Source organism: Bradyrhizobium lablabi (assembly GCF_900141755.1).
GTDB lineage: Bacteria > Pseudomonadota > Alphaproteobacteria > Rhizobiales > Xanthobacteraceae > Bradyrhizobium > Bradyrhizobium lablabi_A.
Genome location: NZ_LT670844.1, coordinates 4,275,098 through 4,301,119, shown reverse-complemented (window position 1 = coordinate 4,301,119; position 26,022 = coordinate 4,275,098). Strand labels below are relative to the sequence as shown.

Genomic DNA, 26,022 nt, shown 5'->3' with positions numbered 1-26,022 from the left:
TTTGCAGGGCCGACCGGAGCTTTGCGGAGCTGCCGCGGGCTTGTCCCTCCGTGGTATCGTCGGCGCGGTTGATTCGGGGGGGCCATGGCTGAGGCGGCCGACGATCTGAGCACGCCGCTCGGACAGACGAAGGGGCAGCGGAAGCGCCGATTTCGGCTGCCGTTTACGGCGACGCAGGCGCTTGCCGTGCTGCTCGGCCTGTTTCTGGTTACCTTCGCTTGCTTTGCCCTCTTCAACGACAATCCGTTGGGCGGCGAGCCGGTCACCCATGTCGCCATCCGTCAGCCGACGCAAGCGGGCGAAAAATCCACGGCGGTTTCGGACGCGCCCGCGCATGGGGCCAAATCCGAACCCAAGCAAGCCATGCCCGGCGAGCAAAAAACCGTCACCATCATCGACGGCTCGAGCGGCGCGCACCATGACGTGGTGATCGGCAGCGAAGGCGCCGACAAGGCCGAGCCTAACGCCGCTCCCGCGATGGTGGCCGGGATCGATCAGCGCCTGCTCGAAAAATCGCGCTACGGCATGATCCCGGTGGTCGCCGATGGTCTAAAGCCCTTCACGGTCTATGCCGCTGAGGCCGACCGCGCCAAAGCGGCAAAAATGCCGGTCGTTTCCATCGTCGTCGGCGGCCTCGGCGTCGGCGCGGCCAAGACCACCGACGCCATCATGAAACTGCCGCCTGCGGTGACGCTGGCGTTTACCCCCTACGGCTCGGATCCCGCCAAACTCGCCGAGCGGGCGCGGGCGCAACGCCACGAAATCCTGCTGCAGATTCCGATGGAGCCGTTCGATTATCCCGACAACGACCCCGGGCCGCAGACCTTGCTGACGACGGTCGCGCCCGAGCAGAACCTCGATCGCCTCTATTGGCACCTCAGCCGTTTCCAGGGCTATGCCGGGATCGCGAATTTCATGGGCGGGCGCTTCGTCGTCAGCGACGCGGTGATGCAGCCGATCGTGCGCGAGGCGGCCAAGCGCGGGCTCGGCTATCTCGACGACGGCTCCGCGCCGCGCAGCGTCGCGCCCGCTTTGGCGGCCGCCCAGGCGATGCCCTTCGCCAAAGCCGATCTTTCGATCGATGCGGTGCCGACGGCGCTCGAAATCGACCGCGCCTTGGCAAAACTCGAGAGTCTCGCCAAGGAGCGCGGAACCGCGATCGGAATCGCCTCGGCGTTGCCGGTTTCGATCGAGCGGATCGGCGTCTGGATCAAGGCGCTCGAGGGCCACGGCATCATGCTTGTGCCATTGACAACCGCAATGCTGAAATCAAAATCCAGCTGACACTTTACCGACTGGCGCGAGGCCGGACCCGCCGGGTCTCGCCAGCCCGCTATGACCGCGAAGAGGCTTTGACCGAATGGCGCGCTACGAAGACCTGCCCTATCGCACCTGCGTCGGCATGATGCTGATCAACGCAGCCGGGCTGGTCTTCATCGGACGCCGCGCCGGCGGCATCGAACACGTCGACGAAGCCCATGTCTGGCAGATGCCGCAAGGCGGCGTCGATCCCGGCGAAGATACCTGGGCGGCGGCGAAGCGCGAGCTTTACGAGGAGACCAGCGTCCGCTCGGTCGAGAAGCTGGCCGAGGTCGCGGACTGGCTGATCTACGACATTCCCCGCACGGTCGCCGGACGCGCCTGGAAGGGCCGCTACCGCGGCCAGCGGCAGAAATGGTACGCGCTTCGTTTCACCGGCAAGGACGACGAGATCAATGTTGCGAGCCCCGGCGGCGGCCACAAGGCGGAGTTCGTCAGCTGGCGCTGGGAGCCGATGAAGAATCTGCCCGACCTGATCGTGCCGTTCAAACGCCCGGTCTACGAGCGCGTGGTGAAGGAATTTGCCAAGCTCGCGGGTAGCTAGGGCTGTCGCGTCATTCCGAGGCATGCGAAGCATGAGCCCGGAATCTCGAGATTCCGGGTTCGCGCCTCGCGCGCCCCGGAATGACAGGCATTGAGTCAATGGCAGAGACAAAACCCTATCGCCCGAATGTAGGTATCGCTTTGCTCAACCCTTCCGGTCAGGTCCTGATCGGGCGGCGTTTTCGCGACGACGGGCCGGAAATCATTCTCCCCGGCCTCGAATGGCAGATGCCGCAGGGCGGCATCGACGAGGGCGAAAATCCGCGCGACGCCGTGATGCGCGAGCTCTGGGAAGAGACTGGCGTTGCAAATGCGGACTATCTCGGCGAGACGGATTGGCTGACCTACGAATTTCCGCCATTCGCGGTGCCGCCGTCCCATCGCCTGGCAAAATTCCGCGGCCAGCGGCAAAAATGGTTCGCGCTGCGTTTTAGAGGCCGTGACGATGAAATCGATCCGCTGACGCCGCGCAACGGCCAGCCCGCGGAATTTGACGCCTGGCGGTGGGAACGGCTCGATCGCGTCGCCGATCTCGTGGTGCCGTTTCGGCGTGACGTGTATCGGAACGTGGCGCAGAGCTTTGCGAAATTCGCGGGATGACGAACCTCAGTTCGGTCCGACCGCGAACGGGCCGATCGCGATGACGTGGCAATCGCTGTCGTGCTTGACGCAATTGCCGAGGGCCTCGTTGACCGCATTTTGCTCGGTGTTCGCCTTGAGTGCGAGCCCCGGGCGCCCGGAGGTGCCAACCGCAACCGCATTCCACCCCGAAGGCGCGTCCGCGAGTTTGCGCGCGACATCATCTCTCGCATCCGTCGCAATCGACGGATGCCGGTCGGCATGAAAGAAGCCGATGGCCTTCAACGTCGTCGGCACGGGAACGACGAATGCATCGTCCGCGGCCACGATCATGCAGGGAACACCGACCACGGCGCCGCAGGTTTCCTGGATTCGGCGCGCCGCTTCCTCCATGCTGTCCAGGCCGAGCATGTAAAAGAAGGCGCCGCCGGGTCCGATCGCCAGCGTCTTGCTCTTTCGGGCCGGCGGATACGTGTTCTCGATCCTGGCCTTTCCGGGCTCGCGCACGATCGGTACATCCTTGGCGGCGAATGGCCGCTCGGTTACCGGGTCGTGCCTGATCCAGGGCGCGGGCGGCACCGGCGGGCGGCCATGGGCGTAGACCACCGCATTGCCGACCGCGTAGACTTCGCATTTTCGCGGCAACTGGGTGGCGTCCGCGCGTTTCTGGCATTGCTCGACCGCGGCATTTTTTGCGGCCTCTTCATTCGGCTGGCCGACGGCGAAGCCGCTGACACCGTTGGTATTGAGGGCCAGGGCCTTGTAGTCAGGTGCGGAAGCATACTCGGTCGCCAAAACGGTACGAGCCCGATCGGGAACGAACGGCACGGTCTCGGCCACAAACTTTTCGCCTGATGTGGGCGGCGGCGGGGAAGGCGGCGATGGCGGTGGCGGTGGCGGCGCGCTCGCGAATGTCGGCGACGGGGCCGGCGTTGGCGCAGGAGCCGGCGTGGCCGGCGGCGAAGGCGAGGCGATATTGTTGGCCAACGAGGAGTCCTTGGGCGCGCCGGGCAACTCCAGCTTGGTAAAATACAGGAAGCCGCCGACGCCGATGGCCGCAAGACACACCACCGCAACCACCAACGGCCACATCCAGCTCGGCGTGGCGTGAGTGGGAGGCGGCGGGGCCTTCTTCTTGACTTGCGGCGGCGCGTAGGTTCCGTCCTCGCGCCGCATCGCCACCATATAGGCATGCACAGGCGTCGGGATGTTCTTTACTTCCTGCTCGCCGATGTCGGCGAACTGCACCGACAGCTTGTTGGCCACCTGTTCGTGCACCGCGCGCGAGACGCAGATGCCGCCGACTTCGGCCAGACCCTCGAGCCGCGCCGCGATGTTGACGCCATCTCCCAGGAGGTCGCCGTCGCGTTCCACCACGTCGCCGATCGTGATGCCGATGCGAAAGCACATCTGGCGGCTCGGCGGATAGGCCATATTCCGGGTGCGCAGGCTTTCCTGGATGTCGATCGCGCATCGCACGGCTTCGACCGCGCTCGGAAACTCGGCGAGAACCGCATCGCCCGCGGTATTGAAAATCCGCCCGCCCGATTTGGCAATGAAGTCGTCCGTCACCAGCCGGTAGGATGCGAGCCGCCGCAGCGTCTCCTCTTCGTCTTCGGCGACAAGCCTTGAGTAGCCGGCAATATCGGCCGCGAATATCGCCGCGATCTTGCGTTTCATGAAGCCAGCCCCGGACAACGATTTGCCGCCGCAGAATGCCGCCAGAAGCCGTCAGGCGCAACCGGCTTTCGGCATCCGTTACAGCGCTGGCGGCGTCGTGTTTATGTAATTCTTCGGCGCGCCTGGCGCGGCGCCTCAGTGCATCGCCGTCGAGCTGAGCTGGTTCTGGATGCTCTTGAAATGATCGAGCCGCTCGATCGCGCGGTCGAGCCCCGAGCCCTCCTTCTCCGCGAGCTTGGCTTCCATCTCGGCAATCTTGTCGGCGAACCTGGCCCGATCCAGTTCCTCGATCGAGGTGGCGACATCGGCGAGCACGGTGAGGCCCTTGTCGGACACTTCGGCAAGACCGCCGAGCACGATGATCTTCTTGTGCGTCCCGCCTGCCGTCACGGTGAGGATTCCCGGCCGGATCGCGGCCACCACCGGGGCGTGTCCGGCAAGCACGCCGAAATCGCCCTCGAGGCCGGGGACGTCGACCTGATCGACATCGCCGGAGAAGGCGAGCTTTTCGGGCGAGACGAGATCGAAGTGGAAGGTGGCCATGGAGAACCCGCGAATGGTGAGTGGCGAATGGCGAGTAGAGAATAAGGGAGCAGCGCTATTCGCCACTCCCTATTCGCTATTCGCCTGTTACGCTGCTTCCGCAGCCAGCTTCTTGCCCTTTTCGACCGCCTCTTCGATGGTGCCGACCATGTAGAAGGCCTGCTCCGGCAGATGATCGTATTTGCCTTCGCAGAGCCCGCGGAAGCCTTTGATGGTGTCGGCGAGTTCGACGAATTTGCCGGGCGAGCCGGTGAAGACTTCGGCCACGAAGAACGGCTGCGACAGGAAGCGCTCGATTTTGCGCGCGCGTGCCACCGTGACCTTGTCCTCTTCGTTCAATTCATCCATGCCGAGAATCGCGATGATGTCCTGCAGCGACTTGTATTTCTGCAGTATCTGCTGAACCAAGCGCGCGGTGGTGTAGTGCTCCTCACCGACGATGTGCGCTTGGAGCATGCGCGAGGTCGAATCCAGCGGGTTGACCGCCGGATAGATTCCCTTCTCCGAGATCGCGCGGTCGAGGTTGGTCGTTGCATCGAGATGGGCAAACGTGGTCGCTGGCGCCGGATCGGTGTAGTCATCCGCGGGAACGTAAATCGCCTGGATCGACGTAATCGAGCCCTTGGTGGTGGTGGTGATGCGCTCCTGCAACGCACCCATATCTGTGCCAAGCGTCGGCTGATAGCCCACCGCCGAGGGAATGCGGCCCAGCAGCGCCGACACTTCCGAGCCGGCTTGCGTGAAGCGGAAGATATTGTCGACGAAGAACAGCACGTCCTGTCCCTGATCGCGGAAATGCTCGGCGACCGTGAGGCCGGTGAGGCCGACGCGGGCGCGGGCGCCCGGCGGCTCGTTCATCTGCCCATAGACGAGCGCGCATTTAGAGCCTTCGCCGCCGCCCTTCTTGTTGACGCCGGACTCGATGAACTCGTGATAGAGGTCGTTGCCTTCGCGGGTCCGTTCGCCGACGCCGGCGAATACCGAATAACCGCCATGCGCCTTGGCAACATTGTTGATCAGTTCCTGGATCAGCACGGTCTTGCCGACGCCGGCGCCGCCGAACAGGCCGATCTTGCCGCCCTTGGCGTAAGGCGCGAGCAGGTCAACGACCTTGATGCCGGTGACGAGAATTTCCGCCTCGGTGGATTGTTCGGTGTAGGTCGGCGCTTCCTGGTGAATCGCGCGCATGTCCTCGGCCTTGATCGGTCCGGCTTCATCGACCGGCTCGCCGATCACGTTCATGATGCGGCCGAGCGTGCCCGCGCCCACCGGCACCGTGATCGGAACGCCTGTGTCGCTGACTTCCTGGCCGCGGACAAGGCCTTCGGCCGTATCCATCGCGATGGTGCGAACCGTCGATTCGCCGAGATGCTGCGCTACCTCGAGCACCAGGCGATTGCCGCTGTTCTGCGTCACCAGAGCGTTCAGAATAGCCGGCAGGTGGCCTTCGAACTGCACGTCGACGACGGCGCCGATGACTTGCGTGATGCGTCCAGTCTGATTGGCGGGTGTAGCCATGAAAGCTTTCTCCTTCGAATACTTGATCTCAAACGACCGTTGCGGCCATCAGAGCGCCTCGGCTCCGGAGATGATTTCAATCAGCTCCTTGGTGATCATCGCCTGACGGGTCCGGTTGTAGACCAGGGTCTGCTTGCGGATCATGTCGCCGGCGTTGCGGGTGGCGCTGTCCATCGCGCTCATCTGCGCGCCGTAGAACGAGGCGTTGTTTTCCAATAGCGCGCGGAAGACCTGCACCGCGAGATTGCGCGGCAACAGCCCGCTCAGAATTTCGTCCTCTTCCGGCTCGTATTCGTAAGCCGTCGCCGGGCCGGCGCTGGCCGCGGGGGCTTCGACCACCAGCGGGATGATCTGCTGGGCGGTCGGGACCTGCGCGATCACCGACTTGAAGCGCGAATAGAACAGCGTGCAGACGTCGAACTCGCCGGCCTCGAAACGCGCAATCACCTTTTTGGCGATGTCTTCGGCATTAACGAAACCGAGCTGGCGCACCGAGCGCAGCTCAACGGTCTCGACGATCTGCTTCTCGAAGGTGCGGCGCAGCTGCTCGAATCCCTTGCGCCCGACGCAAAAGATCTTGACCTCTTTGCCCTGGCTGATCAGCGCGTTGGCGCGCTCGCGCGCCAGCCGCACGATCGCCGAATTGAACGCACCGCACAGGCCCCGTTCGCCGGTGCAGACCAACAGCAGATGCACCTGATCCTTGCCGGTGCCGGAGAGCAGCACCGGCGCCCCGGGCGAGCCTGCGGCCGCGGTCGCAATGTTGGAGATTACCGCGTCCATTTTTTCCGCATAGGGCCGCGCCGCTTCGGCGGCGGTCTGCGCGCGGCGCAGCTTTGAGGCCGCGACCATCTGCATCGCCTTGGTGATCTTCTGCGTCGCCTTGGTAGAGGCAATGCGGACCCGCATGTCTTTAAGTGAAGCCATTCTTAGTTAACCCCGGCGATCCGATCTTTAGATCCGACCGCAAGCCTCTCTTTCATCGGGCCCAGCCTTTAGACCGGGCCACGACGGCAAATTATGCAAAATTCTTGGCGAAAGCCTCGACCACCGCCTTCAGCTTGCCCGCGGCGTCATCACTGAGATCGCGGGTGTCGCGGATGGTGTTGAGGATATCGGCGTGTTTGCTGCGCAACACCGACAGCAGGCCGTCCTCGAAGGCGCGCACCTTGTTGAGCGGAAGCGGATCGAGATAGCCGTTGGTACCGGCCCAGATCACGCAGACCTGCTCTTCCATCTTTAGCGGCGAGAACTGCGGCTGCTTCAAAAGTTCGGTCAGGCGCGAGCCGCGGTTGAGCAGGCGCTGCGTCGCGGCGTCGAGATCGGAGCCGAATTGCGCGAACGCCGCCATTTCGCGGTACTGCGCGAGCTCGCCCTTGATCTTGCCGGCGACCTTTTTCATCGCTTTGGTCTGCGCCGACGATCCGACGCGCGACACCGAAAGGCCGACGTTCACTGCGGGGCGGATGCCCTGGAAGAACAGGTCGGTTTCGAGGAAGATCTGGCCGTCGGTGATTGAAATGACGTTGGTCGGGATATAGGCCGACACGTCGTTGGCCTGGGTTTCGATCACCGGCAGCGCGGTGAGCGAGCCCGAACCATGCTCATCGTTCAATTTGGCGGCGCGCTCGAGCAGACGCGAATGCAGATAGAACACGTCGCCCGGATAGGCTTCGCGGCCCGGCGGGCGGCGCAGCAGCAGCGACATCTGGCGATAGGCGACTGCCTGCTTCGACAGATCGTCATAGATGATGACCGCGTGCATACCGTTGTCGCGGAAATATTCGCCCATGGTGCAGCCGGTGAACGGCGCGAGGTACTGCATCGGCGCCGGATCGGAGGCGGTGGCCGCGACGATGATCGAATATTCCAGCGCGCCCTGTTCTTCGAGCACCTTGACGAATTGCGCAACCGTCGAGCGCTTCTGGCCGATCGCGACATAGACGCAATACAGCTTGATCTTCTCGTCGCCGGTGGCGTTAAGCGGCTTCTGGTTGAGAATGGCATCGAGCGCGATCGCGGTCTTGCCGGTCTGGCGGTCGCCGATGATCAATTCGCGCTGGCCGCGGCCGATCGGGATCAGCGCATCGATCGCCTTCAGCCCGGTCGCCATCGGCTCGTTGACCGATTTGCGCGGAATGATGCCGGGCGCCTTGACGTCGACGCGCATCCGCTTGTCGGCCTGAATCGGGCCCTTGCCGTCGATCGGATTGCCGAGCGCATCGACCACGCGGCCGAGCAGACCCTTGCCGACCGGCGTATCGACGATGGCGCGGGTCCGCTTGACGGTCTGGCCTTCCTTGATCTCGCGGTCGGCGCCGAAGATCACGATGCCGACGTTGTCGGTTTCAAGATTGAGCGCCATGCCGCGGGTGCCGTTCTCGAACTCGACCATCTCGCCGGCCTGGACGTTATCGAGCCCGTAGACGCGGGCGATACCGTCGCCGACGGACAACACCTGTCCGACTTCGGAAACTTCAGCCTCCTGGCCGAAATTCTTGATCTGGTCCTTCAGGATCGCGGAAATTTCCGCGGCGCGGATGTCCATCAGCCTGCCTCTTTCATCGCGTGCTTGATCGAATTGAGTTTGGTGCGAAGCGAACTATCGACCATCCGGCTGCCGAGCTTGACCACAAGGCCGCCGATGATCGAGGGATCAACTTTCACGTTGAGCGCGACGTCCTTGCCGGTCACTGATTTCAGCGCGGTTTTGAGGGCGTCGAGATTCTTGTCGCTGAGCGTTTCGGCGACGGTGACGTCGGCGGTCGCCTCGCCCTTGAATTTGGCCACCAGCGCGCGGAAGGCGCGGATCACGTCGCTAACCACAAACAGCCGGCGGTTGGCGGTCAAGACTTTCAGGAAGTTCGCGGCAATGCCGGAAATACCTGATTTGTCGAGCACCGCCGTCAGCGCCTTCAACTGCGCCTCCGCGGTAAACACCGGGCTGCGGACCAGGCGCTTCAGATCGGCGCTTTCGCTCAGCATGGCGTCGAATCTGTCGAGATCGGCCTTGACCGCGTCGATGGATTTTTCATCGCGCGCCAGTTCGAACAAGGCCGTTGCATAACGACCGGATACTCCCGAAACGGACGGATTTTCAGCAGCCACAGACACGCTCTTTTTAGCTGTCAAACTCGCAAGGGAAAAACCGTCGCCACGATGCGGCGCCTAGCGATCCAAGCCCTTGGAATTCAAGCGGGACTTCGATTTTCGACCGGCACTGAGTGCACCGGGATCGTTAAAATCGCGGCTTTGCTAACATAGCGAGCGCGCAGGTGCAACATGACGAGAAGCGCTGGCGCTGCCTTGTCGCCTGTCGATTGAGCTCTGATTTCCAGGCCAGTGGGCTCGGACAATTCGTCGGCGAGCGCGAACCATAATTGACGCCCGTCAACACGTCGGAGATTTGTTCCACCCTCCCCTGCATGGGCCCGATGCGCCAGCCGCAGGAACGGCCGGGCGCCGGAGCTATTCCATCGCCGCATTACTTGACGAAACCTCGTCGATTCCGGCGACGACTTCGTTTGTCAGTATTTCTAAGTAATGGTTAAGTTAATTTTTCATTAAACCGTAAGATTACGGAACATCTCTCGATTACCTGCATTCAGTAACAAGATATTTCAGCCTGCGACAAAACGATTCTACTGCCTAATTCACGCCTCATTAGCCCACCAAAGCGCGATCTCTCCAAACGGGACGGGGGTTCCACTTGCCACATATGTGGCAATACTATTTCGAGGGACAAATATGCTGAAGTTCAACAAGCCCAAGCTGGGACATGTAACCCAGTCGCGCACGGCGGTAGCTCTTTTCGCCGCAACTCTGATGGTCGGGGGCAGCGTCACCGAAGCCTCGGCCAAATCCCACCGGCACCACGGCCAGCGTCATCATCACTATGCCAGCAGCTCTCCCAGGGGCGGCAACGCTTCCTGGCGCGAGGCCAATGCCGCGATTGCTCCGTCGCCGGGCTCCGCACATAGCTTCTCTGGAATGGCCTCCTTCTACGGCAACGAATCCGGCCGCAAGACGGCTTCCGGCCAGCGTTTCGATCAGAGCGCGCTGACCTGTGCCCATCGCTCGCTGCCGTTCGGCACCAAGCTCAGGGTCACCCATGGCGGCCGCAGCGTGGTCGTCACCGTCAATGACCGCGGCCCGTTCGTTCGCGGCCGGGTTCTCGACCTTTCGACGGCCGCCGCGCGTGCGGTCGGCCTGACCAGTGCCGGCGTCGGCCGCGTCACCGCCGAAGTCGTCTCCTAAGTGGCGTCCTAGACGCCTCCTTTATCCCGCAAAATTCAGTAAGCGTTGCGTGGCGTATCGGCCGCAGAGGTTTGCTGCGCGCCGAAGAAAAGCCTGCCGTCGCAAATGACGGCAGGCTTTTTCTTTGCGGGGTGGATGAGTGCTCTCGATTCAATTTTCAAACAGCCAATTCCCGTTTTCGTCATGGCCGGGCTTCGTCCCGGCCATCCACGTCTTGGCAGGGGGCGAATGGCGAGTAGCGAATGGCGAATTTCTATTCGCTACTCTCCATTCGCTATTCGCCTATTCGCGTGCGGCCAAGACGTGGATGCCCGGGACAAGCCCGGGCATGACGAACTCCGATATAAAGCGCGAACTTCAAACGCAGTTTCACGATCTCGCGGCGCGAAGCGCCCGAGTTGTGCAAGAAACTTCCGCCCCCAAGAGGGCGTGGGGAATGCCGGGCGCCGATGCACCCGCAGCCGCGCGTGTAGTGTAGTAAACACGCGCGTTAGTCACCACAGGTCCACCGGAACAACCCGGCATTCCCGCACGCGATGGTCTTAACGGCTTACTTCGTGCTCTCCCCGGTGACCGGGCTCTTTTGCCACCGTCATCGGCGGAATTGCTTCCGCCAACTTGACACCAGCGTCGGGGTGTCAGGACCACACGACTTCGCCGTCCGCTTCAGCGCTGTTCGTCAATAGCGCCGCTCGCGTCCACCGCATCTCATTCCGCGTCCGTGACGATCGCGATACGCCCCTCCAGAGGAACGAGACGGGATGAGTTTTAAAAGTGATTTGGGTCAAACGAGAACGGATTTATTTTTGCGAATGGGACTGGACGACCCAAATCACGTTGATCCGGTTCAACAAATTAGCGTTTTGGCGCAGGCCGCCGTAGCTCGCTGATTTGCCCGTCGGGCAAATCAGTTGCGGCTGGGCGCACTCTCTCCCCGTCATTGCGAGGAGCGACGCGACGAAGCAATCCAGCTTTCTGTGTCGCGGCACCAAAGCTGGATTGCTTCCGCCTTCGCTCTTCGAGCTACGGCGGACAAGTCGCGGAGCCTGTCATCGGGCGGCGCTTCGCGCCGACCCGTTGGCTCGCAATGACGGATGGGGCGTCAATCACAAAAAGCTCTGCGGATCGACGTCGACTTCGAGCTTGAGATTGCCTTTTGTCTTCGGCCCCGCGGCGAGCCATTCGCGGAGATATTCCGACAGGTCGACGCCGCGCGCTGATTTTACCAGGAGCCGAAAACGGTAGCGGCCCTTGATCACTGCGAGCGGGGCTTCGGCCGGCCCCAACACCTGGATGCGCGGATCGATCGGCGCAACGGCCACAAGGCGGCGCGCAAAGCCTTCAGCGGTGGGGCGGTCGCCCCCGGAGATGATCAGGCTCGCGAGCCGGCCGAACGGCGGATAGAGCGCGCGCTCGCGCCCCTCGATTTCGCTTAAATAAAATGCCTCGCGGTCGCACGCCACCAACGCCTTCATCACCGGATGTTCGGGCTGGTGGGTCTGCAAATAGCCTACGCCACGGCCCTGATCGCGCCCGGCGCGCCCGATCACCTGATTGAGCAATTGAAAGGTGCGCTCGGCGGCGCGCGGATCGCCATTGCTCAGGCCCAAATCGGCGTCGACCACGCCGACCAGATTGAGCCGCGGAAAATGATGGCCTTTTGCCACCAGTTGCGTGCCGATGATGATATCGACGCGGCCCTCCGCGATCTCGTTCAATTCGCTGCGCATGGTCTCGATCGAGGTGATCAAATCGCTCGACAGCACCATGGTGCGGGCTTGCGGAAACAGTGCGGCGGCCTCCTCCTGCAGGCGTTCGACGCCGGGGCCGACCGCGACCAGCGATTGCTCCGCCTGGCAATGCGGGCAGATGAGCGGGCGCGGCATGGAGAAGCCGCAATGATGACAGACGAGGCGCTGGCGGAAACGATGATCGACCAGCCAGGCGTCGCAGATCGTGCAGGCAAACCGATGCCCGCAGGCACGGCACAAGGTCAGCGGCGCATAGCCACGGCGATTGAGAAACAATAGCGCCTGCTCGCGGCGCTCGATCGCGATTTTGATCTCCTCAGCCAACCGCGGCGAAATAAAACGGCCGCGCGCGGGGGCTTCGCGGCGCAGATCGATCGCCTCGATATGCGGCATGTGCTGGCCGCCGAACCGTGACGGCAACACCACGCGCTGGTAGCGGCCCTTGCGCGCGTTCACTTCCGTCTCGACCGACGGCGTCGCGGAAGCCAGCACGATTGGAATTTTCGCGATATGCGCCCGCACCACCGCCATGTCGCGGGCGTGATAATGCGCGCCCTCGTCCTGCTTGTAGGCCTGGTCGTGCTCTTCATCGACCACGATCAGGCCCAAATTTGCGTAGGGCAAAAACAGCGCCGAGCGCGCGCCGACCACGACCGGCGCTTCGCCCTCCGCGATCGCGGCCCAATTGCGTTGCCGCGTGCGTGGCGTCAGTTCGGAATGCCATTCCAGCGGACGCACCCCAAAGCGCCGCGAAAAACGATCCAGGAACTGTCCGGTCAGCGCGATCTCCGGCATCAGGATCAGCGTCTGCTTGCCGCGCCGGATGACCTCCGCGATCGCCTCGAAGTAAACTTCGGTCTTTCCCGAACCCGTGACGCCATCGAGGAGGGCGACATGGAAACTGCCATTGGCTGCGAGCGCCCGCATCGCGTCCACGGCGGTGCGCTGCTGCCGGGAAAATTCGGGCTGCGCGTAGGAAGGATCGGGCGCCGGCGGCGCCACCGCGCGCGGCATCGGCTCGGTTGCAAGCGTGCCTTCATCGACGAGACCATCTACCACCCCGGTAGAGACGCCGGCTTCCTTTGCCGCCTCGGATTTGCCGTGCAGCAGGCCATCCGACAGCACATCGATCAATCGCCGCCGCGCCGGCGTCATGCGCTGGGGCGGCTTGCCGGCCAGGCGCACGCCCATCCGCACCCGCTCCGGGCCGAGATGTTCGCCCATCCGCAAGGTCATCCGCAGCACCATGCCGCGCGCCGACAGGGTGTAGTTGGCGACCCAGTCGACGAGGGAGCGCAGTTCCTCTTTCAGGGGCGGCACGTCGAGCTTTTCGCCGACGTCTTTTAGGCGATTATGCAGCCGCGGATCGGGATTGGCGTTTTCCGCCCAGACCACCGCGACCACCTCGCGCGGCCCCAGCGGCACGGCGACCACGTCGCCCGGCTTCAGCTCCATGCCGCGGGGCACGCGATAGGAATAGGTCTGATTGAGCGCGACCGGCACCAGCACATCGACGACACGCGTCGACGAGGCGGATGAGGTGGTGGCGCGCGCAAGATGGTCCATCGGAGAATCAGGTTTTGGAGGCGGAGGAACGGCCTAACTTAGGACCGCGAGGCGGCCGGGGCCAGTGTTCCCCCGCTGCCACGATGACAAGTTAGCGAAGGTTAAACGAAAGAGGTGCGATATAATCGCTCGGAATCATCGCGTGCGCCGCAAGAGGCGCCAGCCCCAGAACTCAGGGTATGACAAAACCAGCTTCCGCGGTTCAATCCATCGAACTCGACTGCGCCGACGATAGTCTTGCGCTCGAGATGACGCGCTGGCTGTCGCATCTGCGCGCCGAGCGGCGGCTGTCGCCGAAGACGCTGGAAGCCTATGCCCGCGACGTTCGCCAATGTCTTCAATTCCTCTGCGAACACTGGGGCGCATCGGTGACGCTTCGACGTTTTGCGGCGCTTGAGGCCTCCGACATCAGGGCGTTCATGGCGATGCGCCGCGCCGACGACATCGGCGGGCGCTCGCTGATGCGCGCGCTGGCGGGCCTGCGCTCGTTCGGCCGCTTCCTCGAGCGCGAAGGCAAGGGCAAGATCGGCGCGCTGTCGGCGATCCGCGCCCCCAAGATCGGCAAGAGCCTGCCGAAGCCGGTGCCGATTGTCGCCGCAAAACGTTTTGCCGACGCCAACGAGCGCGCCGGCGAGACCCGCGATCCCTGGATTTTGGCGCGCGACGCCGCCGTGATGGCACTGTTGTACGGCTCGGGCCTGCGCATCTCCGAGGCGCTCGGGCTAAAACGCCGCGACGTGCCGTTGCCGGGCGCGGGCGACGTGCTGGTGGTGACAGGCAAGGGCAACAAGACCCGCATGGTGCCGGTGCTGCAGAACGTGCTGGCGCTGATCCAGGAATATGCGGCGATATGCCCCTATGCGCTGAAACCCGAGGGGCCGGTCTTTGTCGGCGCCCGCGGCGGCCCGCTCGGCCCGCGCATCATTCAGCTCACCATGGAACGGCTGCGCAGCGCGCTGGGGCTACCCGATAGCGCGACGCCGCACGCGCTGCGGCATTCCTTCGCCACCCATTTGTTGAGCCGCGGCGGCGATTTGCGCGCGATCCAGGAACTGCTCGGGCACGCCTCGCTCTCGACCACGCAGATCTATACCGGCATCGACAGCGAGCGGCTCCTGGAAGTCTACAAGACCGCGCATCCTCGCGCCTGAGATCGCCCGAGCTTTCATCCGCGACACACTGCCATCGCAGCGGCTTGCCTCTTGCGCAGACCGTCCCGTTCGGTCAATCGTGGGTCATCAAAGCGGGAGGGAATCATGAGCGCGCACGAGAGCATGGAGCAGGCGGACAGCGCCAAGGAAGCCGCCGGCGAGAACCGGAGGATCGCGTTATTGATCGCCGTGATCGCGTTATGCCTGGCGCTGTCGGAGACGCTCGGCAAGGGCGCCCAGACCGAATCGATCAGCAAGAATGTCGAGGCCTCGAACCTGTGGGCGTTCTTCCAGGCCAAGAGCGTTCGCCACACCACCGTTCAGACCGCCGCCGAGCAGACCAAATTAGGCCTCGGCGCCGCAGGCGACGATGCCGCCAGGGCGGCGACGCAAAAGCAGATCGACGACTGGCAGAAGACCGCCGAGCGCTACCGCTCCGATCCCAAGAGCGGTGAAGGGCAGGAGCAATTGTCCGAGCGCGCCAAACATGCCGAGGAAGAGCGCGACCTTGCGACTGCGAAATACCATCATTTCGAACTCGCCTCCGCCGCCTTTCAGATCGGCATCGTGCTGGCTTCCGCGAGCATCATCACCGGCATGATCGCATTGGCCTGGATCTCCGGCCTATTGACGCTGGTGGGCATCGCCTTCACCGCACTCGGCGTGTTCGTGCCGCATCTGTTGCATCTGCCGTGAGACACTGGGGCTTCATCCTTCGAGACGCGGCCAAGCGGCCGCTCCTCAGGATGAGGTCTTAGACCCTCATGGTGAGGAGCGCGGCAACGCCGCGCGTCTCGAACCACGAGGCCATGAATGCGCAAAAATGTCCTAGCGCGCTTCGTGCACGCCTTTGCGGAAGCGCTGGATCAGGCGCAGCATACGCGACGACCAGCGGTCGCCGTCGCCGCGCAGCAAGTCCAGGATGCGGGCTTTGACGGGATCGACTATCGCGGTCGCCTTGGTCCGCAACCCCATGACAAACTCATAGAGCCTCTCGAACCAATCCATCTCCAGCAATTTATCCTTCGTTACATCAAACACGAAAGCCATGACGCCGACGCCCAGGAACTTTGCAAAGAGGATGGTGAGGATGGCGCTGAACCAATATTCATGGGTCAGTAGATAGAGCCCGACCAGTTTTAGCGGAAACAGCGGAATCACCGGGACGACGAAAACGATCAGCGTCATCGCCGGCGACAGCGCGTCGATACGCTCAGTCAGCCATTGCTTGAAGGCGCGCAGCGGGATCAGCGCCACGAACCAGGCCACAATCGGCTCGAGGTGATCCCAAAGCCAGGCCTCGATCAGGAAGATGACCGCAAGCAGAATCCAAAACGGCTGAAGGAGGCGGCGCATCATCCATATCCTCGCCCGGCCTGCGCCGGGCGTCGATCACATATGGATCGCTCGCTTGCCGACTGCAAGCGCCGCTTCCTTGATGGCCTCCGAACGGGTCGGATGCGCGTGACAGGTGCGCGCCAGATCTTCGGCCGAGCCGCCAAACTCCATCAAAACGGCCGCTTCGTGGATCATTTCACCGGCCTCGCGGCCGACAATGTGCACGCCGAGCACCCGATCGGTCTTCGCGTCCGCGAGAACCTTCACGAAACCGTCAGTGGTCTGGTTGACCTTGGAGCGGCCGTTGGCGGTGAAGGGGAATTTGCCTGACGTATAGGCGACGCCGGCCTGCTTCAGCTCTTCCTCGGTCTTGCCGACCGCCGACACTTCCGGCGTGGTATACACAACACCTGGAATAACGTCGTAGTTCACATGGCCGGCCTGGCCGGCGAGAATTTCCGCTACCGCAACACCTTCGTCCTCGGCCTTGTGCGCGAGCATGGGACCTGCGACCACATCGCCGATCGCGTAGACGCCCTTCAGGCTGGTGGCAAAATGCGGGTCGATCTGGACACGGCCACGATTATCCAGCGCGACGCCGGCTTCCTTCAGCCCGAGGCCCTCGGTGTAGGGCACCCGCCCGATGCAGACCAGCACCACGTCGGCTTCCACCGCCTCCGATGCGCTACCCGCGGCCGGCTCGACCTTGGCGACGAGCGTGTTGCCCGAGGTGTCGATCGCGGTGACCTTGGTCGAGAGCTTGAACGCAAAACCCTGCTTTTCCAGCATACGCTGAAACTGCTTTGCGACCTCGCCGTCCATGCCCGGCAAAATACGGTCGAGAAATTCGACCACCGTGACCTTCGCGCCGAGCCGGTGCCAGACTGAGCCAAGCTCAAGCCCAATCACGCCGGCGCCGACGACCAACAATCTCTCCGGCACACGGTCGAGCGACAGCGCGCCGGTCGAGGACACGATGCGCTTTTCGTCGATCTCGACGCCTTTCAGTTGCGCGACGTCGGAGCCGGTGGCGATGACGATATTTTTTGTCTCCACCGGCTGCGTCTTGCCGTCACTGTTTGACACCTCGAGCTTGCCGGTGCCGAGGATTTTTCCGGTGCCGTGGATGACGTCGATCTTGTTCTTCTTCATCAGGAACTCGACGCCCTTGACGTTGCCGTCGATGCCCTGCTGCTTGAAATTCATCATCGAGGGCAGATCGAGCTTCGGTGGCGGCACGCTGACGCCCATCTTGGCGAACGAGTGCTCCGCTTCCTCGAACATTTCGGATGCGTGCAACAAAGCCTTCGACGGCATGCAGCCGATATTGAGGCAGGTGCCGCCGAGCGTTTCGTTCTTCTCGATCACGGCAACCTTCATGCCGAGTTGCGCGGCACGGATGGCGCAGACATATCCGCCCGGACCGGTGCCGATGATGACGAGATCGTAAGTGGCCATGATTGAAGTCCTGTAGCTGAAGATGGTGACAGGTATTAGCGCCCGCCCGAAACATCAAGAATGGCGCTGGTCACGTAGGAGGCATCGTCCGACATCAGCCAGACGATGGCGTTGGCGATTTCTTCCGCCGTGCCGACGCGCTTCATCGGCACCATGTGGCTGAGCCGATGCGCGCGGTCGGGCTCGCCGCCGGAGGCATGAATTTCGGTATCGATCAGGCCGGGCCGGATCGCGGCGACGCGGATGCCTTCGCCGGCGACTTCGTATCCAAGTCCGATGGTGAAGGAATCGATCGCGCCCTTGGAGGCCGCGTAATCGACATAGGTATTGGGCGCGCCGAGTTTTGCTGCGACCGAAGAAAGATTGACGATGACGCCGCCCTGGCCGCCGTGCCGCGTCGACATCCGCTTCACCGCCTCGCGCGCGCACAAGATGCTGCCGGCGACATTGACCGCCATCATGCGTTCGATGCGCCCGGCCGACATCTCGTCGACGCGCAGGCTCGGCCCGACGATGCCGGCGTTGTTGACCAACGCACCCAAGGTGCCGAACGCATCGGCGGCCTTGAACAGCGCCAGAATGTCGCTCTCGCTGCCGACATCGCATTTCACCGCGATCGCCTTGCCGTTCCTGGCTTCGATGCTGGTGACGACCTGGCGGGCCGCGGCTTCATTGGAAGCATAGCCGACGCAAACCCGAAAGCCGCGGGAAGCAGCAGCAATCGCGGTGGCGCGGCCGATGCCGCGGCTGCCGCCGGTGATGACAACGACTTTGTCCATCAGTCCCCCATCAACGTAATCAATAACGGCAACCCAAATTCTTTCATCAAGACGTTACGCGCCCTTTTACTGACCACGTAGCGAGGAGATCCGGGTTTTCTACAATCTCCTCCGTTGAACGGAGCCTATATTGTCCCGGTCTGGCAGCGGTAAAGACATTGATATCCGGAGGTAGTCCCATGAGCTGGCCTTTCCACTTGCCTTCGCACTCCACCTTAAATCCGGCCTTGGGGTCGGCGCTGACGATGCGCCCGTGATATTGAGTTTGCGATATTACGGTCTCACCGCCGACATTGAGATGAGTGATCCCAACCAAGACATATAACCCGACCAGACCATCGGCTTCATCTTGATCCCATGCTGGCGGATCGTCCGAGCCTTCGGACGGTTTCCATGATGAAGAGTCTGGTGGAGTTTCGGACACAAAGCGAGACGATCACAAATCGAGCACCAATCGCACCGGATCTTCCAGGCTCTCCTTGACCCGCACCAGATACGTCACCGCTTCCTTGCCGTCGATGACGCGGTGGTCGTAGGACAGCGCCAGATACATCATCGGACGGACCTCGATCTTGCCGCCGATCGCCATCGGGCGCTCCTGGATCTTGTGCATGCCCAGAATGCCTGATTGCGGCGCGTTCAGGATCGGCGTCGACATCAGCGAACCATAGATGCCGCCATTGGTGATGGTGAAGGTGCCGCCCTGCATCTCGTCGATCTTGAGCTGGCCGTCGCGGGCGCGGCGGCCGTAATCGGCGATCGATTTTTCGATCTCGGCGATCGACTTCTGGTCGGCGTCGCGCACCACAGGCACCACCAGGCCCTTGTCGGTGCCGACGGCAACGCCGATGTGATAATAATTCTTGTAGATCAGATCAGTACCGTCGATCTCGGCGTTGACGGCCGGGATGTCCTTCAGCGCCTGCACGACGGCCTTGGTGAAGAAGCCCATGAATCCGAGCTTGATGCCGTGCTTCTTCTCGAACACGTCCTTGTACTGCGAGCGCATCGCCATGATGTGGGTCATGTCGACCTCGTTGAAGGTCGTCAGCATCGCGGCGGTGTTTTGCACTTCCTTCAGGCGGCGCGCGATGGTCTGGCGCAGCCGGGTCATTTTCACGCGCTCCTCGCGCGCGGCATCGTCCGTCGGCGAGGGCGCGCGCACCTGCACGGAGGCGGCGGGCTGATTGACCGGCACAGGGGCCGAGGCCGCCTTCTCGATCGCCGCCAGCATGTCGCCTTTGGTCACCCGCCCGTCCTTGCCGGAGCCCGGAACGGTCGAGGCATTGATGCCGGTTTCGGCCGACAGCTTGCGCACCGACGGCGCCAGCGGCGCATCAGCCGGCGGCGCCTTTGGCGCGGCTGCGGCTGGAGCGGGCGGCGGCGGAGGCGGTGGCGCGGCCTTCGCGGGGGCTGCGGCCGGCTTGGCGGCGGCGGCCGCGCCGTCATTGATCTGCCCGAGCAGCGCGCCGACGGCGACGGTCTCGCCATCCTTGGCGACGATGTCGCCAAGCGTGCCGGCCGAAGGCGCCGGGACTTCGATGGTGACCTTGTCGGTCTCGAGTTCAACCAGCGGCTCATCGACCGCGACGGCATCGCCGGCCTTCTTGAACCAGCGGCCGATAGTGGCCTCGGTCACGGACTCGCCGAGCGTCGGAACGCGAATTTCAGTCATGGTCTGCTTCCCCAATATTTCGGTGCGGTCATCGCCCGCGAAATGCGGGCGATCCAGTACGCCGTGACCGTCGTGATTTAAAATAAGCGGCGCGGGTTACTGGATGCCCCGCTTGCGCGGGGCATGACGGAGTTAAGAATTCCTAGTTCAGCGCCTCATCCAACAGCGCCTTGAGCTGCGCCAAATGCTTCGACATCAAACCGGTGGCGGTTGCTGCTGCCGCGGCGCGTCCGGCGTAACGCGGACGCTTGTTCGGCGCGTGGATCTGGTTCAGCACCCATTCGAGATAGGGCTCGATGAAATGCCACGAGCCCATGTTGCGCGGCTCTTCCTGGCACCACACCAGCTCGGCGCTCTTGAAGCGTCCGAGTTCCTGCACCAGCGCCTTCAGCGGCACCGGATAGAGCTGCTCGACGCGCATGATGTAGACGTCATCGATGCCGCGCTTTTCGCGCTCCTCATAGAGATCGTAATAGACCTTGCCCGAGCACAGCACGACGCGGCGGATCTTGTCGTCCGGCACGAGTTTTATCTTTTCGTCGGGCAGCATCTGGGCGTCATCGTAGAGGATACGGTGGAACGTGGTGTCCTTGCCCAACTCGTCGAGCCGCGACACCGCGCGCTTGTGGCGCAACAGCGACTTCGGCGTCATCATGATCAGGGGCTTGCGGATCTCGCGGTGCAATTGGCGCCGCAGCGCGTGGAAGTAGTTGGCGGGCGTCGTAATATTGACGACCTGCATGTTGTCTTCGGCGCACATCTGCAGGAAGCGCTCGAGCCGTGCCGAGGAATGCTCCGGCCCCTGCCCTTCGTAGCCATGCGGCAGGAAGCAGACGAGGCCGGACATGCGCAGCCATTTACGTTCGCCGGAGGAGATGAACTGGTCGAACACGACCTGCGCGCCGTTGGCGAAGTCGCCGAACTGCGCTTCCCAGACCGCCAGCGCATTCGGCTCGGCGAGGGAGTAGCCGTATTCGAAGCCGAGCACGGCTTCTTCCGAGAGCAGCGAATTGATGACCTCGTAATGGCCCTGGTCGCCGCCGAGATGGTTGAACGGCGTGTAGCGGCTCTCGTCTTCCTGGTCGATCAGGACCGAGTGGCGCTGCGAGAAGGTGCCGCGCTCGGAGTCCTGTCCCGAAAGGCGAACATGATGGCCTTCCTGCAGCAGTGTACAGAACGCCAAGGCCTCGCCGGTCGCCCAATCGATGCCGGCGCCGCCGTCGATCGCCTTGGCGCGATTTTCCAGAAACCGCTGCACGGTGCGGTGAATCCGGAAACCATCGGGCACTTTTGTAATCTTGCGGCCGATATCCCTGAGTACCGCGACATCGACGCCGGTGACGCCGCGCCGAGGGTCCTCTTCCTGGTCCGCCGACTTGAAGCCGGCCCATTTGCCGTCGAGCCAGTCCGCCTTGTTAGGCTTATAGCCCGAGCCGGCCTCGAGTTCGGCATCGAGCCGCACGCGCCAGTCGGCTTTGGCCTTTTCGACTTCGCCTTCGGTCATCACGCCCTCAGCGATCAGGCGCCTGGAATAGAGCTCCAGCGTCGAGGGATGCGAGGCGATCTTCTTGTACATCACCGGCTGGGTGAACGCCGGCTCGTCGCCCTCGTTATGGCCATGCCTGCGGTAGCAGAACATGTCGATGACGACGGGCTTGTGGAATTTCTGCCGGAATTCGATCGCGACCTTGGCCGCGAACACCACCGCTTCCGGATCGTCGCCGTTCACATGGAAGATCGGCGCGTCGATCATCTTCGCCACGTCCGACGGATAGGGCGACGAGCGCGAATAGCGCGGATACGTCGTAAAACCGATCTGGTTGTTGACGATGAAATGCAGCGAACCGCCGGTGCGATAGCCCTTCAAGTCAGACAGGCTGAAGCATTCCGCCACTACGCCCTGGCCTGCGAACGCGGCATCGCCGTGCATCAACAGCGGCAATACCGAGATGCGCTGGTCCGGCGGATCGCCGTGCTGATCCTGCTTGGCGCGGACTTTGCCGAGCACCACGGGATCGACGATCTCCAGATGCGACGGATTGGCGGTCAGCGACAGGTGGATCCGGTTGTTGTCGAACTCGCGGTCCGACGAGGCGCCGAGATGATATTTGACGTCGCCCGAGCCCTCGACCGCGTCGGGATTGGCCGAGCCGCCCTTGAATTCGTGAAACAGCGCGCGGTGCGGCTTGCCCATCACCTGCGTCAGCACGTTGAGGCGGCCGCGATGCGGCATGCCCAACACGATTTCCTTGACCCCGAGATTGCCGCCACGCTTGATGATCTGCTCCAGCGCCGGAATCAGCGATTCAGCGCCGTCGAGACCGAACCGCTTGGTGCCGGTGAATTTCAGATCGCAAAATTTCTCAAAGCCTTCCGCTTCGATCAGCTTCGTCAGGATCGCGCGCCGGCCCTCACGCGTAAAACTGATTTCCTTGTCCGGGCCCTCGATGCGCTCCTGAATCCAGGCTTTTTGCGCGGCATTGGAGATGTGCATGAACTCGACGCCGAGCGTCTGGCAGTAGGTGCGCTCGCAGATCGCGACGATCTCGCGCAGGCTCGCATATTCCATGCCGAGCACGTGATCGAGGAAGATCTTGCGATCGAAATCGGCCTCAGTGAAGCCATAGGAGCGCGGATCGAGCTCCTCGCGGTCGCGCGGCGGCTCGATCCCGAGCGGGTCGAGCTTGGCGTGGAAATGCCCGCGCATGCGGTAGGCGCGGATCAGCATCAGGGCGCGCACCGAATCGCGGGTCGCCTGGTGGACGTCGGCCGCGGTCAACTCGACGCCCTTGGCCTGCGCCTTGGCCGCGATCTTGGTGCTGACAGCCTTTTCGACCCCGGGCCAGTTGCCGTCGAGGGCGGAGGTCAGCTCATCGCGCGGGGCCAGCGGCCAGTTGTCCCGGCCCCAGGACGGTCCCTCGGCGTTCTTGCGGACGTCGGCCGGGGGGTCTTTCAGGCTTTTGAAGAACTCCTGCCATTCGGGGTCGACGGAAGCAGGGTCCTGCTCGTAGCGGGCGTAGATTTCGTCGATGTAGGTGGCGTTGGCGCCCTGGAGAAACGAGGAGAGAGCAAAAGCGGCGTTCGCGTCCTGGCGAGACATGATTGACGTCCTGGTGATGTCAGTTTGCGCGTGGAAGACGGCGCAACAGCCGATCCGAGCACCGGAACGGCGTCATTAGAGGCTTTTACCCTATTTAGGGTGAATGTTCGCCCGTAAAAGAACCAAAGAATGAATTATGACTTCAATTTTTCGGCAAGGGTATGTCCGAGCCGCGCGGGCGACGGGGAGACCGTGATTCCGGCCGATTCCATAGCCGCGGTCTTGGAGCCGGCATCGCCCTTGCCGCCGGAGATGATCGCGCCGGCATGGCCCATGCGGCGGCCGGGAGGAGCGGTGACACCGGCGATGAAGCCGACCATCGGCTTCTTGCGGCCGCGTTTGGCCTCGTCTTTGAGGAACTGGGCGGCATCCTCCTCCGCCGAGCCGCCGATCTCGCCGATCATGACGATCGAGGTGGTTTTTGGGTCGGCCAAAAACATCTCCAGCACGTCGATGAATTCGGTGCCCTTGACCGGGTCGCCGCCGATGCCGACCGCGGTGGTCTGGCCGAGGCCCTCCTGGGTGGTCTGGAACACCGCCTCATAGGTCAGCGTGCCCGACCGCGAGACGATGCCGACATTGCCGGGCTTGAAGATATTCGCTGGCATGATGCCTATCTTGCATTCGCCGGCCGTCATTACGCCCGGGCAGTTGGGCCCGATCAGCCGCGATTTCGACCCCGACAGCGAACGTTTTACGCGCACCATGTCGAGCACCGGAATGCCTTCGGTGATGCAGACGATCAAAGGAATTTCGGCATCGATGGCTTCGCAGATCGCGTCCGCCGCGCCGGGCGGCGGCACATAGATCACGGATGCATCGGCGCCTGTCTTTTCCTTTGCCTCCTGAACGGTGTCGAACACGGGCAGGCCAAGATGCGTCGAGCCGCCTTTGCCCGGCGACGTCCCGCCGACCATTTTTGTGCCGTAAGCGATCGCCGCTTCCGAATGAAAGGTGCCGTTCTTGCCGGTAAAACCCTGGCAGATGACTTTTGTGTTCTTGCCGATCAGGATGGACATGGTTGGGATTGCTTTCGCGAGACGGTCGATAAGGGTCAGTTGATCCGCCGGTAAACGCCGGTGAGCACGTCGGACCATCCTTCGGCGTCGGGCGAGAACTGGATTTTCATGGCGTAGCTGTTGTCGTCGATGACTTCATAGACGTGGCGCGCGTTGCCGCGCAGCGAGCCGCGGACGAGCGTCAGCGTCTTGCCGCTCCAGCCGCCGGAGGCCGGCGACGGCGGGAAGTAGCCGAGCGAATCGTGCCAGTACAATTTGTAGAGCCGATCCTCGCGGTCATAGGTGAACACGCCATGGGTGGCGAAGGTCTCCTTGCCGTCGCGCATCTGGCGGGTGTCCTGGATCAGATAAAAGCCGTTGAGGTCGATGCGCGCCACAACATGCGAGGTGGCGGGCCCGCCGGCGTTCCAGCGCGACGGAAATACCACCTCTTCGCCATTCCATTCGCCCGCGAAGGCCGCGAGCTTGCGATGCGCCTCCAGCGCCGACGGTGCGACGAGATGGTCTTCGGGCATTGGCTTACCCTCCGTTCACGGCCTTGACGATCTTCTGCGCGGCGTCGTCGAGATTATCGGCCGGCACCACGTTGAGGCCGCTCTCCCGAAGAATCTTCTTGCCGGCATCGACATTGGTGCCCTCGAGCCGCACCACCAGCGGCACTTTGAGGCCGACTTCCTTGACCGCGGCGACCACGCCCTCGGCGATGATATCGCATTTCATGATGCCGCCGAAGATGTTGACCAGGATACCCTTCACATTGGGATCGGCGGTGATGATCTTGAAGGCGGCGGTAACCTTGGTCCTGTCGGCGCCGCCGCCGACATCGAGGAAGTTCGCCGGCGCCAGGCCGTAGAGTTTGATGATGTCCATCGTCGCCATGGCCAAACCAGCTCCGTTGACCATGCAGCCGATATTGCCTTCGAGGGTGACGTAATTGAGATCGTATTTCGAGGCCTCGATTTCCTTGGCGTCTTCCTCGGTTTCGTCGCGCAGCGCCGCCACTTCGGGATGGCGAAACAGCGCGTTGTCGTCGAACGACACCTTGGCGTCGAGCACGCGCAGATCGCCCTGTTTGGTCACCACCAGCGGGTTGATCTCCAGCATCGCCATGTCCTTGGCGACGAACGCCGTATAGAGCTGCGTCGCCAGTTTTTCCGCCTGTTTTGCCAGATCGCCTGACAGGCCCAACGCCTTGGCAACGGTGCGGCCGTGGTGCGCCATGATGCCGGTCGCCGGATCGACCGAGAAGGTCACGATCTTCTCAGGCGTGTTGTGGGCGACGTCCTCGATATTGACGCCGCCTTCGGTCGAGACCACGAAGGAGACTTCGCTGGTTTCCCGGTTGACCAGGATCGAGAGGTAAAACTCCTTGTCGATGTCGGAGCCTTCCTCGATATAGAGCCGGTTGACCTGCTTGCCGTGCGGCCCGGTCTGTACCGTCTCGAGCGTTGCGCCCAGCATCTCCTTGGCGAATTGGTTGACCTCGGCGACCGACTTGGCGATGCGCACGCCGCCTTTGCCGCCGGCGCTCGCCTCCTTGAACTTGCCCTTGCCGCGGCCGCCGGCGTGGATCTGGCTCTTCACCACCCAGATCGGGCCGGGAAGCGTTTTGGCGGCGGCGTCGGAATCGGCCGCCCGCAGCACCGGCACGCCCTTCGAGATCGGCACGCCGAATTCATGCAGCAGCGCCTTGGCCTGGTATTCGTGGATATTCATCAAACTGCCCCTGAAAGCCGAAAAAATCA

Annotated in this window: 22 protein-coding genes; 6 read left to right on the top strand and 16 right to left on the bottom strand. The window is 62.9% G+C overall.

Going from position 1 to position 26,022, the window contains the following annotated elements; translation table 11 throughout:
- Positions 1-84 precede the first annotated feature (84 nt).
- The 3 genes from B5526_RS20050 to B5526_RS20040 all read left to right on the top strand — a co-directional run bounded on the left by B5526_RS20050 (position 85) and on the right by B5526_RS20040 (position 2,463).
- Positions 85-1,284 carry a divergent polysaccharide deacetylase family protein gene (locus tag B5526_RS20050; RefSeq protein WP_079540857.1) on the top strand — a complete coding sequence of 400 codons (1,200 nt, stop codon included), beginning with the start codon at positions 85-87 and terminating at the stop codon, positions 1,282-1,284.
- 76 nt (positions 1,285-1,360) lie between these two features.
- Entirely contained in the window at positions 1,361-1,864 is a 504-nt protein-coding gene (locus B5526_RS20045; protein WP_079540855.1) for an RNA pyrophosphohydrolase, read from the top strand.
- A gap of 98 nt (positions 1,865-1,962) precedes the next feature.
- Entirely contained in the window at positions 1,963-2,463 is a 501-nt protein-coding gene (locus tag B5526_RS20040) for an RNA pyrophosphohydrolase (RefSeq protein WP_079540853.1), read from the top strand.
- Positions 2,464-2,469: 6 nt separating this feature from the next.
- Here B5526_RS20040 and B5526_RS20035 read toward each other — a convergent pair whose 3' ends face one another.
- From B5526_RS20035 to B5526_RS20010, 6 genes are all read right to left on the bottom strand, one after another.
- Positions 2,470-4,122, bottom strand: a complete 1,653-nt coding sequence (locus B5526_RS20035) for an adenylate/guanylate cyclase domain-containing protein (protein WP_079540851.1) — start codon at positions 4,120-4,122, stop codon at positions 2,470-2,472.
- A gap of 135 nt (positions 4,123-4,257) precedes the next feature.
- The gene (locus B5526_RS20030; protein WP_079540849.1) at positions 4,258-4,665 is read right to left on the bottom strand and encodes a F0F1 ATP synthase subunit epsilon; all 408 of its coding nucleotides are present in this window, start codon (positions 4,663-4,665) and stop codon (positions 4,258-4,260) included.
- Between the two features lie 87 nt (positions 4,666-4,752).
- Positions 4,753-6,183, bottom strand: coding sequence for a F0F1 ATP synthase subunit beta (gene atpD / locus B5526_RS20025; RefSeq protein ID WP_079540847.1), 1,431 nt, complete (start codon positions 6,181-6,183; stop codon positions 4,753-4,755).
- Positions 6,184-6,231: 48 nt separating this feature from the next.
- Positions 6,232-7,110 carry a F0F1 ATP synthase subunit gamma gene (locus tag B5526_RS20020; protein ID WP_079540844.1) on the bottom strand — a complete coding sequence of 293 codons (879 nt, stop codon included), beginning with the start codon at positions 7,108-7,110 and terminating at the stop codon, positions 6,232-6,234.
- 91 nt (positions 7,111-7,201) lie between these two features.
- Complete coding sequence (gene atpA / locus B5526_RS20015; RefSeq protein WP_079540842.1) at positions 7,202-8,731, bottom strand: F0F1 ATP synthase subunit alpha; 1,530 nt, start codon at positions 8,729-8,731, stop codon at positions 7,202-7,204.
- Positions 8,731-9,291, bottom strand: coding sequence for a F0F1 ATP synthase subunit delta (locus tag B5526_RS20010; RefSeq protein ID WP_079540840.1), 561 nt, complete (start codon positions 9,289-9,291; stop codon positions 8,731-8,733). The genes atpA and B5526_RS20010 overlap by 1 nt, the downstream gene beginning before the upstream one ends.
- Positions 9,292-9,930: 639 nt before the next feature.
- Here B5526_RS20010 and B5526_RS20005 point away from each other — a divergent pair.
- Positions 9,931-10,440 carry a septal ring lytic transglycosylase RlpA family protein gene (locus B5526_RS20005; protein WP_079540838.1) on the top strand — a complete coding sequence of 170 codons (510 nt, stop codon included), beginning with the start codon at positions 9,931-9,933 and terminating at the stop codon, positions 10,438-10,440.
- Positions 10,441-10,475: 35 nt separating this feature from the next.
- On the opposite strand, the gene B5526_RS37790 is transcribed toward B5526_RS20005, so the two are convergent.
- Both B5526_RS37790 and B5526_RS20000 read right to left on the bottom strand, forming a co-directional pair.
- Complete coding sequence (locus B5526_RS37790) at positions 10,476-10,625, bottom strand: hypothetical protein (RefSeq protein ID WP_154071365.1); 150 nt, start codon at positions 10,623-10,625, stop codon at positions 10,476-10,478.
- Between the two features lie 921 nt (positions 10,626-11,546).
- Positions 11,547-13,757, bottom strand: coding sequence for a primosomal protein N' (locus B5526_RS20000; protein ID WP_079540836.1), 2,211 nt, complete (start codon positions 13,755-13,757; stop codon positions 11,547-11,549).
- A gap of 179 nt (positions 13,758-13,936) precedes the next feature.
- Here B5526_RS20000 and B5526_RS19995 point away from each other — a divergent pair, with 179 nt between their 5' ends.
- Entirely contained in the window at positions 13,937-14,908 is a 972-nt protein-coding gene (locus tag B5526_RS19995; RefSeq protein WP_079540834.1) for a tyrosine recombinase XerC, read from the top strand.
- Positions 14,909-15,013: 105 nt separating this feature from the next.
- Positions 15,014-15,604, top strand: coding sequence for a DUF4337 domain-containing protein (locus B5526_RS19990; RefSeq protein WP_079540833.1), 591 nt, complete (start codon positions 15,014-15,016; stop codon positions 15,602-15,604).
- A gap of 132 nt (positions 15,605-15,736) precedes the next feature.
- Here the strand turns inward: B5526_RS19990 and B5526_RS19985 are convergent, their stop codons facing one another.
- The 8 genes from B5526_RS19985 to sucC all read right to left on the bottom strand — a co-directional run bounded on the left by B5526_RS19985 (position 15,737) and on the right by sucC (position 25,993).
- Positions 15,737-16,267 carry a hypothetical protein gene (locus tag B5526_RS19985; protein WP_079540831.1) on the bottom strand — a complete coding sequence of 177 codons (531 nt, stop codon included), beginning with the start codon at positions 16,265-16,267 and terminating at the stop codon, positions 15,737-15,739.
- Between the two features lie 33 nt (positions 16,268-16,300).
- Positions 16,301-17,704 carry a dihydrolipoyl dehydrogenase gene (gene lpdA, locus B5526_RS19980; protein ID WP_079540829.1) on the bottom strand — a complete coding sequence of 468 codons (1,404 nt, stop codon included), beginning with the start codon at positions 17,702-17,704 and terminating at the stop codon, positions 16,301-16,303.
- Positions 17,705-17,739: 35 nt separating this feature from the next.
- The gene (locus B5526_RS19975) at positions 17,740-18,486 is read right to left on the bottom strand and encodes an SDR family oxidoreductase (protein ID WP_079540827.1); all 747 of its coding nucleotides are present in this window, start codon (positions 18,484-18,486) and stop codon (positions 17,740-17,742) included.
- Between the two features lie 433 nt (positions 18,487-18,919).
- Positions 18,920-20,158, bottom strand: coding sequence for a 2-oxoglutarate dehydrogenase complex dihydrolipoyllysine-residue succinyltransferase (gene odhB / locus B5526_RS19970; protein ID WP_079545130.1), 1,239 nt, complete (start codon positions 20,156-20,158; stop codon positions 18,920-18,922).
- 142 nt (positions 20,159-20,300) lie between these two features.
- The gene (locus B5526_RS19965) at positions 20,301-23,258 is read right to left on the bottom strand and encodes a 2-oxoglutarate dehydrogenase E1 component (protein ID WP_079540825.1); all 2,958 of its coding nucleotides are present in this window, start codon (positions 23,256-23,258) and stop codon (positions 20,301-20,303) included.
- Positions 23,259-23,392: 134 nt separating this feature from the next.
- Entirely contained in the window at positions 23,393-24,277 is an 885-nt protein-coding gene (gene sucD / locus B5526_RS19960) for a succinate--CoA ligase subunit alpha (RefSeq protein ID WP_079540823.1), read from the bottom strand.
- Between the two features lie 35 nt (positions 24,278-24,312).
- Positions 24,313-24,792, bottom strand: coding sequence for a DUF1579 family protein (locus B5526_RS19955; protein ID WP_079540821.1), 480 nt, complete (start codon positions 24,790-24,792; stop codon positions 24,313-24,315).
- Between the two features lie 4 nt (positions 24,793-24,796).
- Positions 24,797-25,993, bottom strand: coding sequence for an ADP-forming succinate--CoA ligase subunit beta (sucC, locus tag B5526_RS19950; protein ID WP_079540819.1), 1,197 nt, complete (start codon positions 25,991-25,993; stop codon positions 24,797-24,799).
- Positions 25,994-26,022 lie beyond the last annotated feature (29 nt).

Coding starts and splice junctions, on each gene's coding strand:
- B5526_RS20050 (WP_079540857.1), top strand. CDS start 85: ATGGCTGAGGCGGCCGACGATCTGAGCACGCCGCTCGGACAGACGAAG.
- B5526_RS20045 (WP_079540855.1), top strand. CDS start 1,361: ATGGCGCGCTACGAAGACCTGCCCTATCGCACCTGCGTCGGCATGATG.
- B5526_RS20040 (WP_079540853.1), top strand. CDS start 1,963: ATGGCAGAGACAAAACCCTATCGCCCGAATGTAGGTATCGCTTTGCTC.
- B5526_RS20035 (WP_079540851.1), bottom strand. CDS start 4,122: ATGAAACGCAAGATCGCGGCGATATTCGCGGCCGATATTGCCGGCTAC.
- B5526_RS20030 (WP_079540849.1), bottom strand. CDS start 4,665: ATGGCCACCTTCCACTTCGATCTCGTCTCGCCCGAAAAGCTCGCCTTC.
- atpD (WP_079540847.1), bottom strand. CDS start 6,183: ATGGCTACACCCGCCAATCAGACTGGACGCATCACGCAAGTCATCGGC.
- B5526_RS20020 (WP_079540844.1), bottom strand. CDS start 7,110: ATGGCTTCACTTAAAGACATGCGGGTCCGCATTGCCTCTACCAAGGCG.
- atpA (WP_079540842.1), bottom strand. CDS start 8,731: ATGGACATCCGCGCCGCGGAAATTTCCGCGATCCTGAAGGACCAGATC.
- B5526_RS20005 (WP_079540838.1), top strand. CDS start 9,931: ATGCTGAAGTTCAACAAGCCCAAGCTGGGACATGTAACCCAGTCGCGC.
- B5526_RS37790 (WP_154071365.1), bottom strand. CDS start 10,625: ATGACGAAAACGGGAATTGGCTGTTTGAAAATTGAATCGAGAGCACTC.
- B5526_RS20000 (WP_079540836.1), bottom strand. CDS start 13,757: ATGGACCATCTTGCGCGCGCCACCACCTCATCCGCCTCGTCGACGCGT.
- B5526_RS19995 (WP_079540834.1), top strand. CDS start 13,937: ATGACAAAACCAGCTTCCGCGGTTCAATCCATCGAACTCGACTGCGCC.
- B5526_RS19990 (WP_079540833.1), top strand. CDS start 15,014: ATGAGCGCGCACGAGAGCATGGAGCAGGCGGACAGCGCCAAGGAAGCC.
- B5526_RS19985 (WP_079540831.1), bottom strand. CDS start 16,267: ATGATGCGCCGCCTCCTTCAGCCGTTTTGGATTCTGCTTGCGGTCATC.
- lpdA (WP_079540829.1), bottom strand. CDS start 17,704: ATGGCCACTTACGATCTCGTCATCATCGGCACCGGTCCGGGCGGATAT.
- odhB (WP_079545130.1), bottom strand. CDS start 20,158: ATGACTGAAATTCGCGTTCCGACGCTCGGCGAGTCCGTGACCGAGGCC.
- B5526_RS19965 (WP_079540825.1), bottom strand. CDS start 23,258: ATGTCTCGCCAGGACGCGAACGCCGCTTTTGCTCTCTCCTCGTTTCTC.
- sucD (WP_079540823.1), bottom strand. CDS start 24,277: ATGTCCATCCTGATCGGCAAGAACACAAAAGTCATCTGCCAGGGTTTT.
- B5526_RS19955 (WP_079540821.1), bottom strand. CDS start 24,792: ATGCCCGAAGACCATCTCGTCGCACCGTCGGCGCTGGAGGCGCATCGC.
- sucC (WP_079540819.1), bottom strand. CDS start 25,993: ATGAATATCCACGAATACCAGGCCAAGGCGCTGCTGCATGAATTCGGC.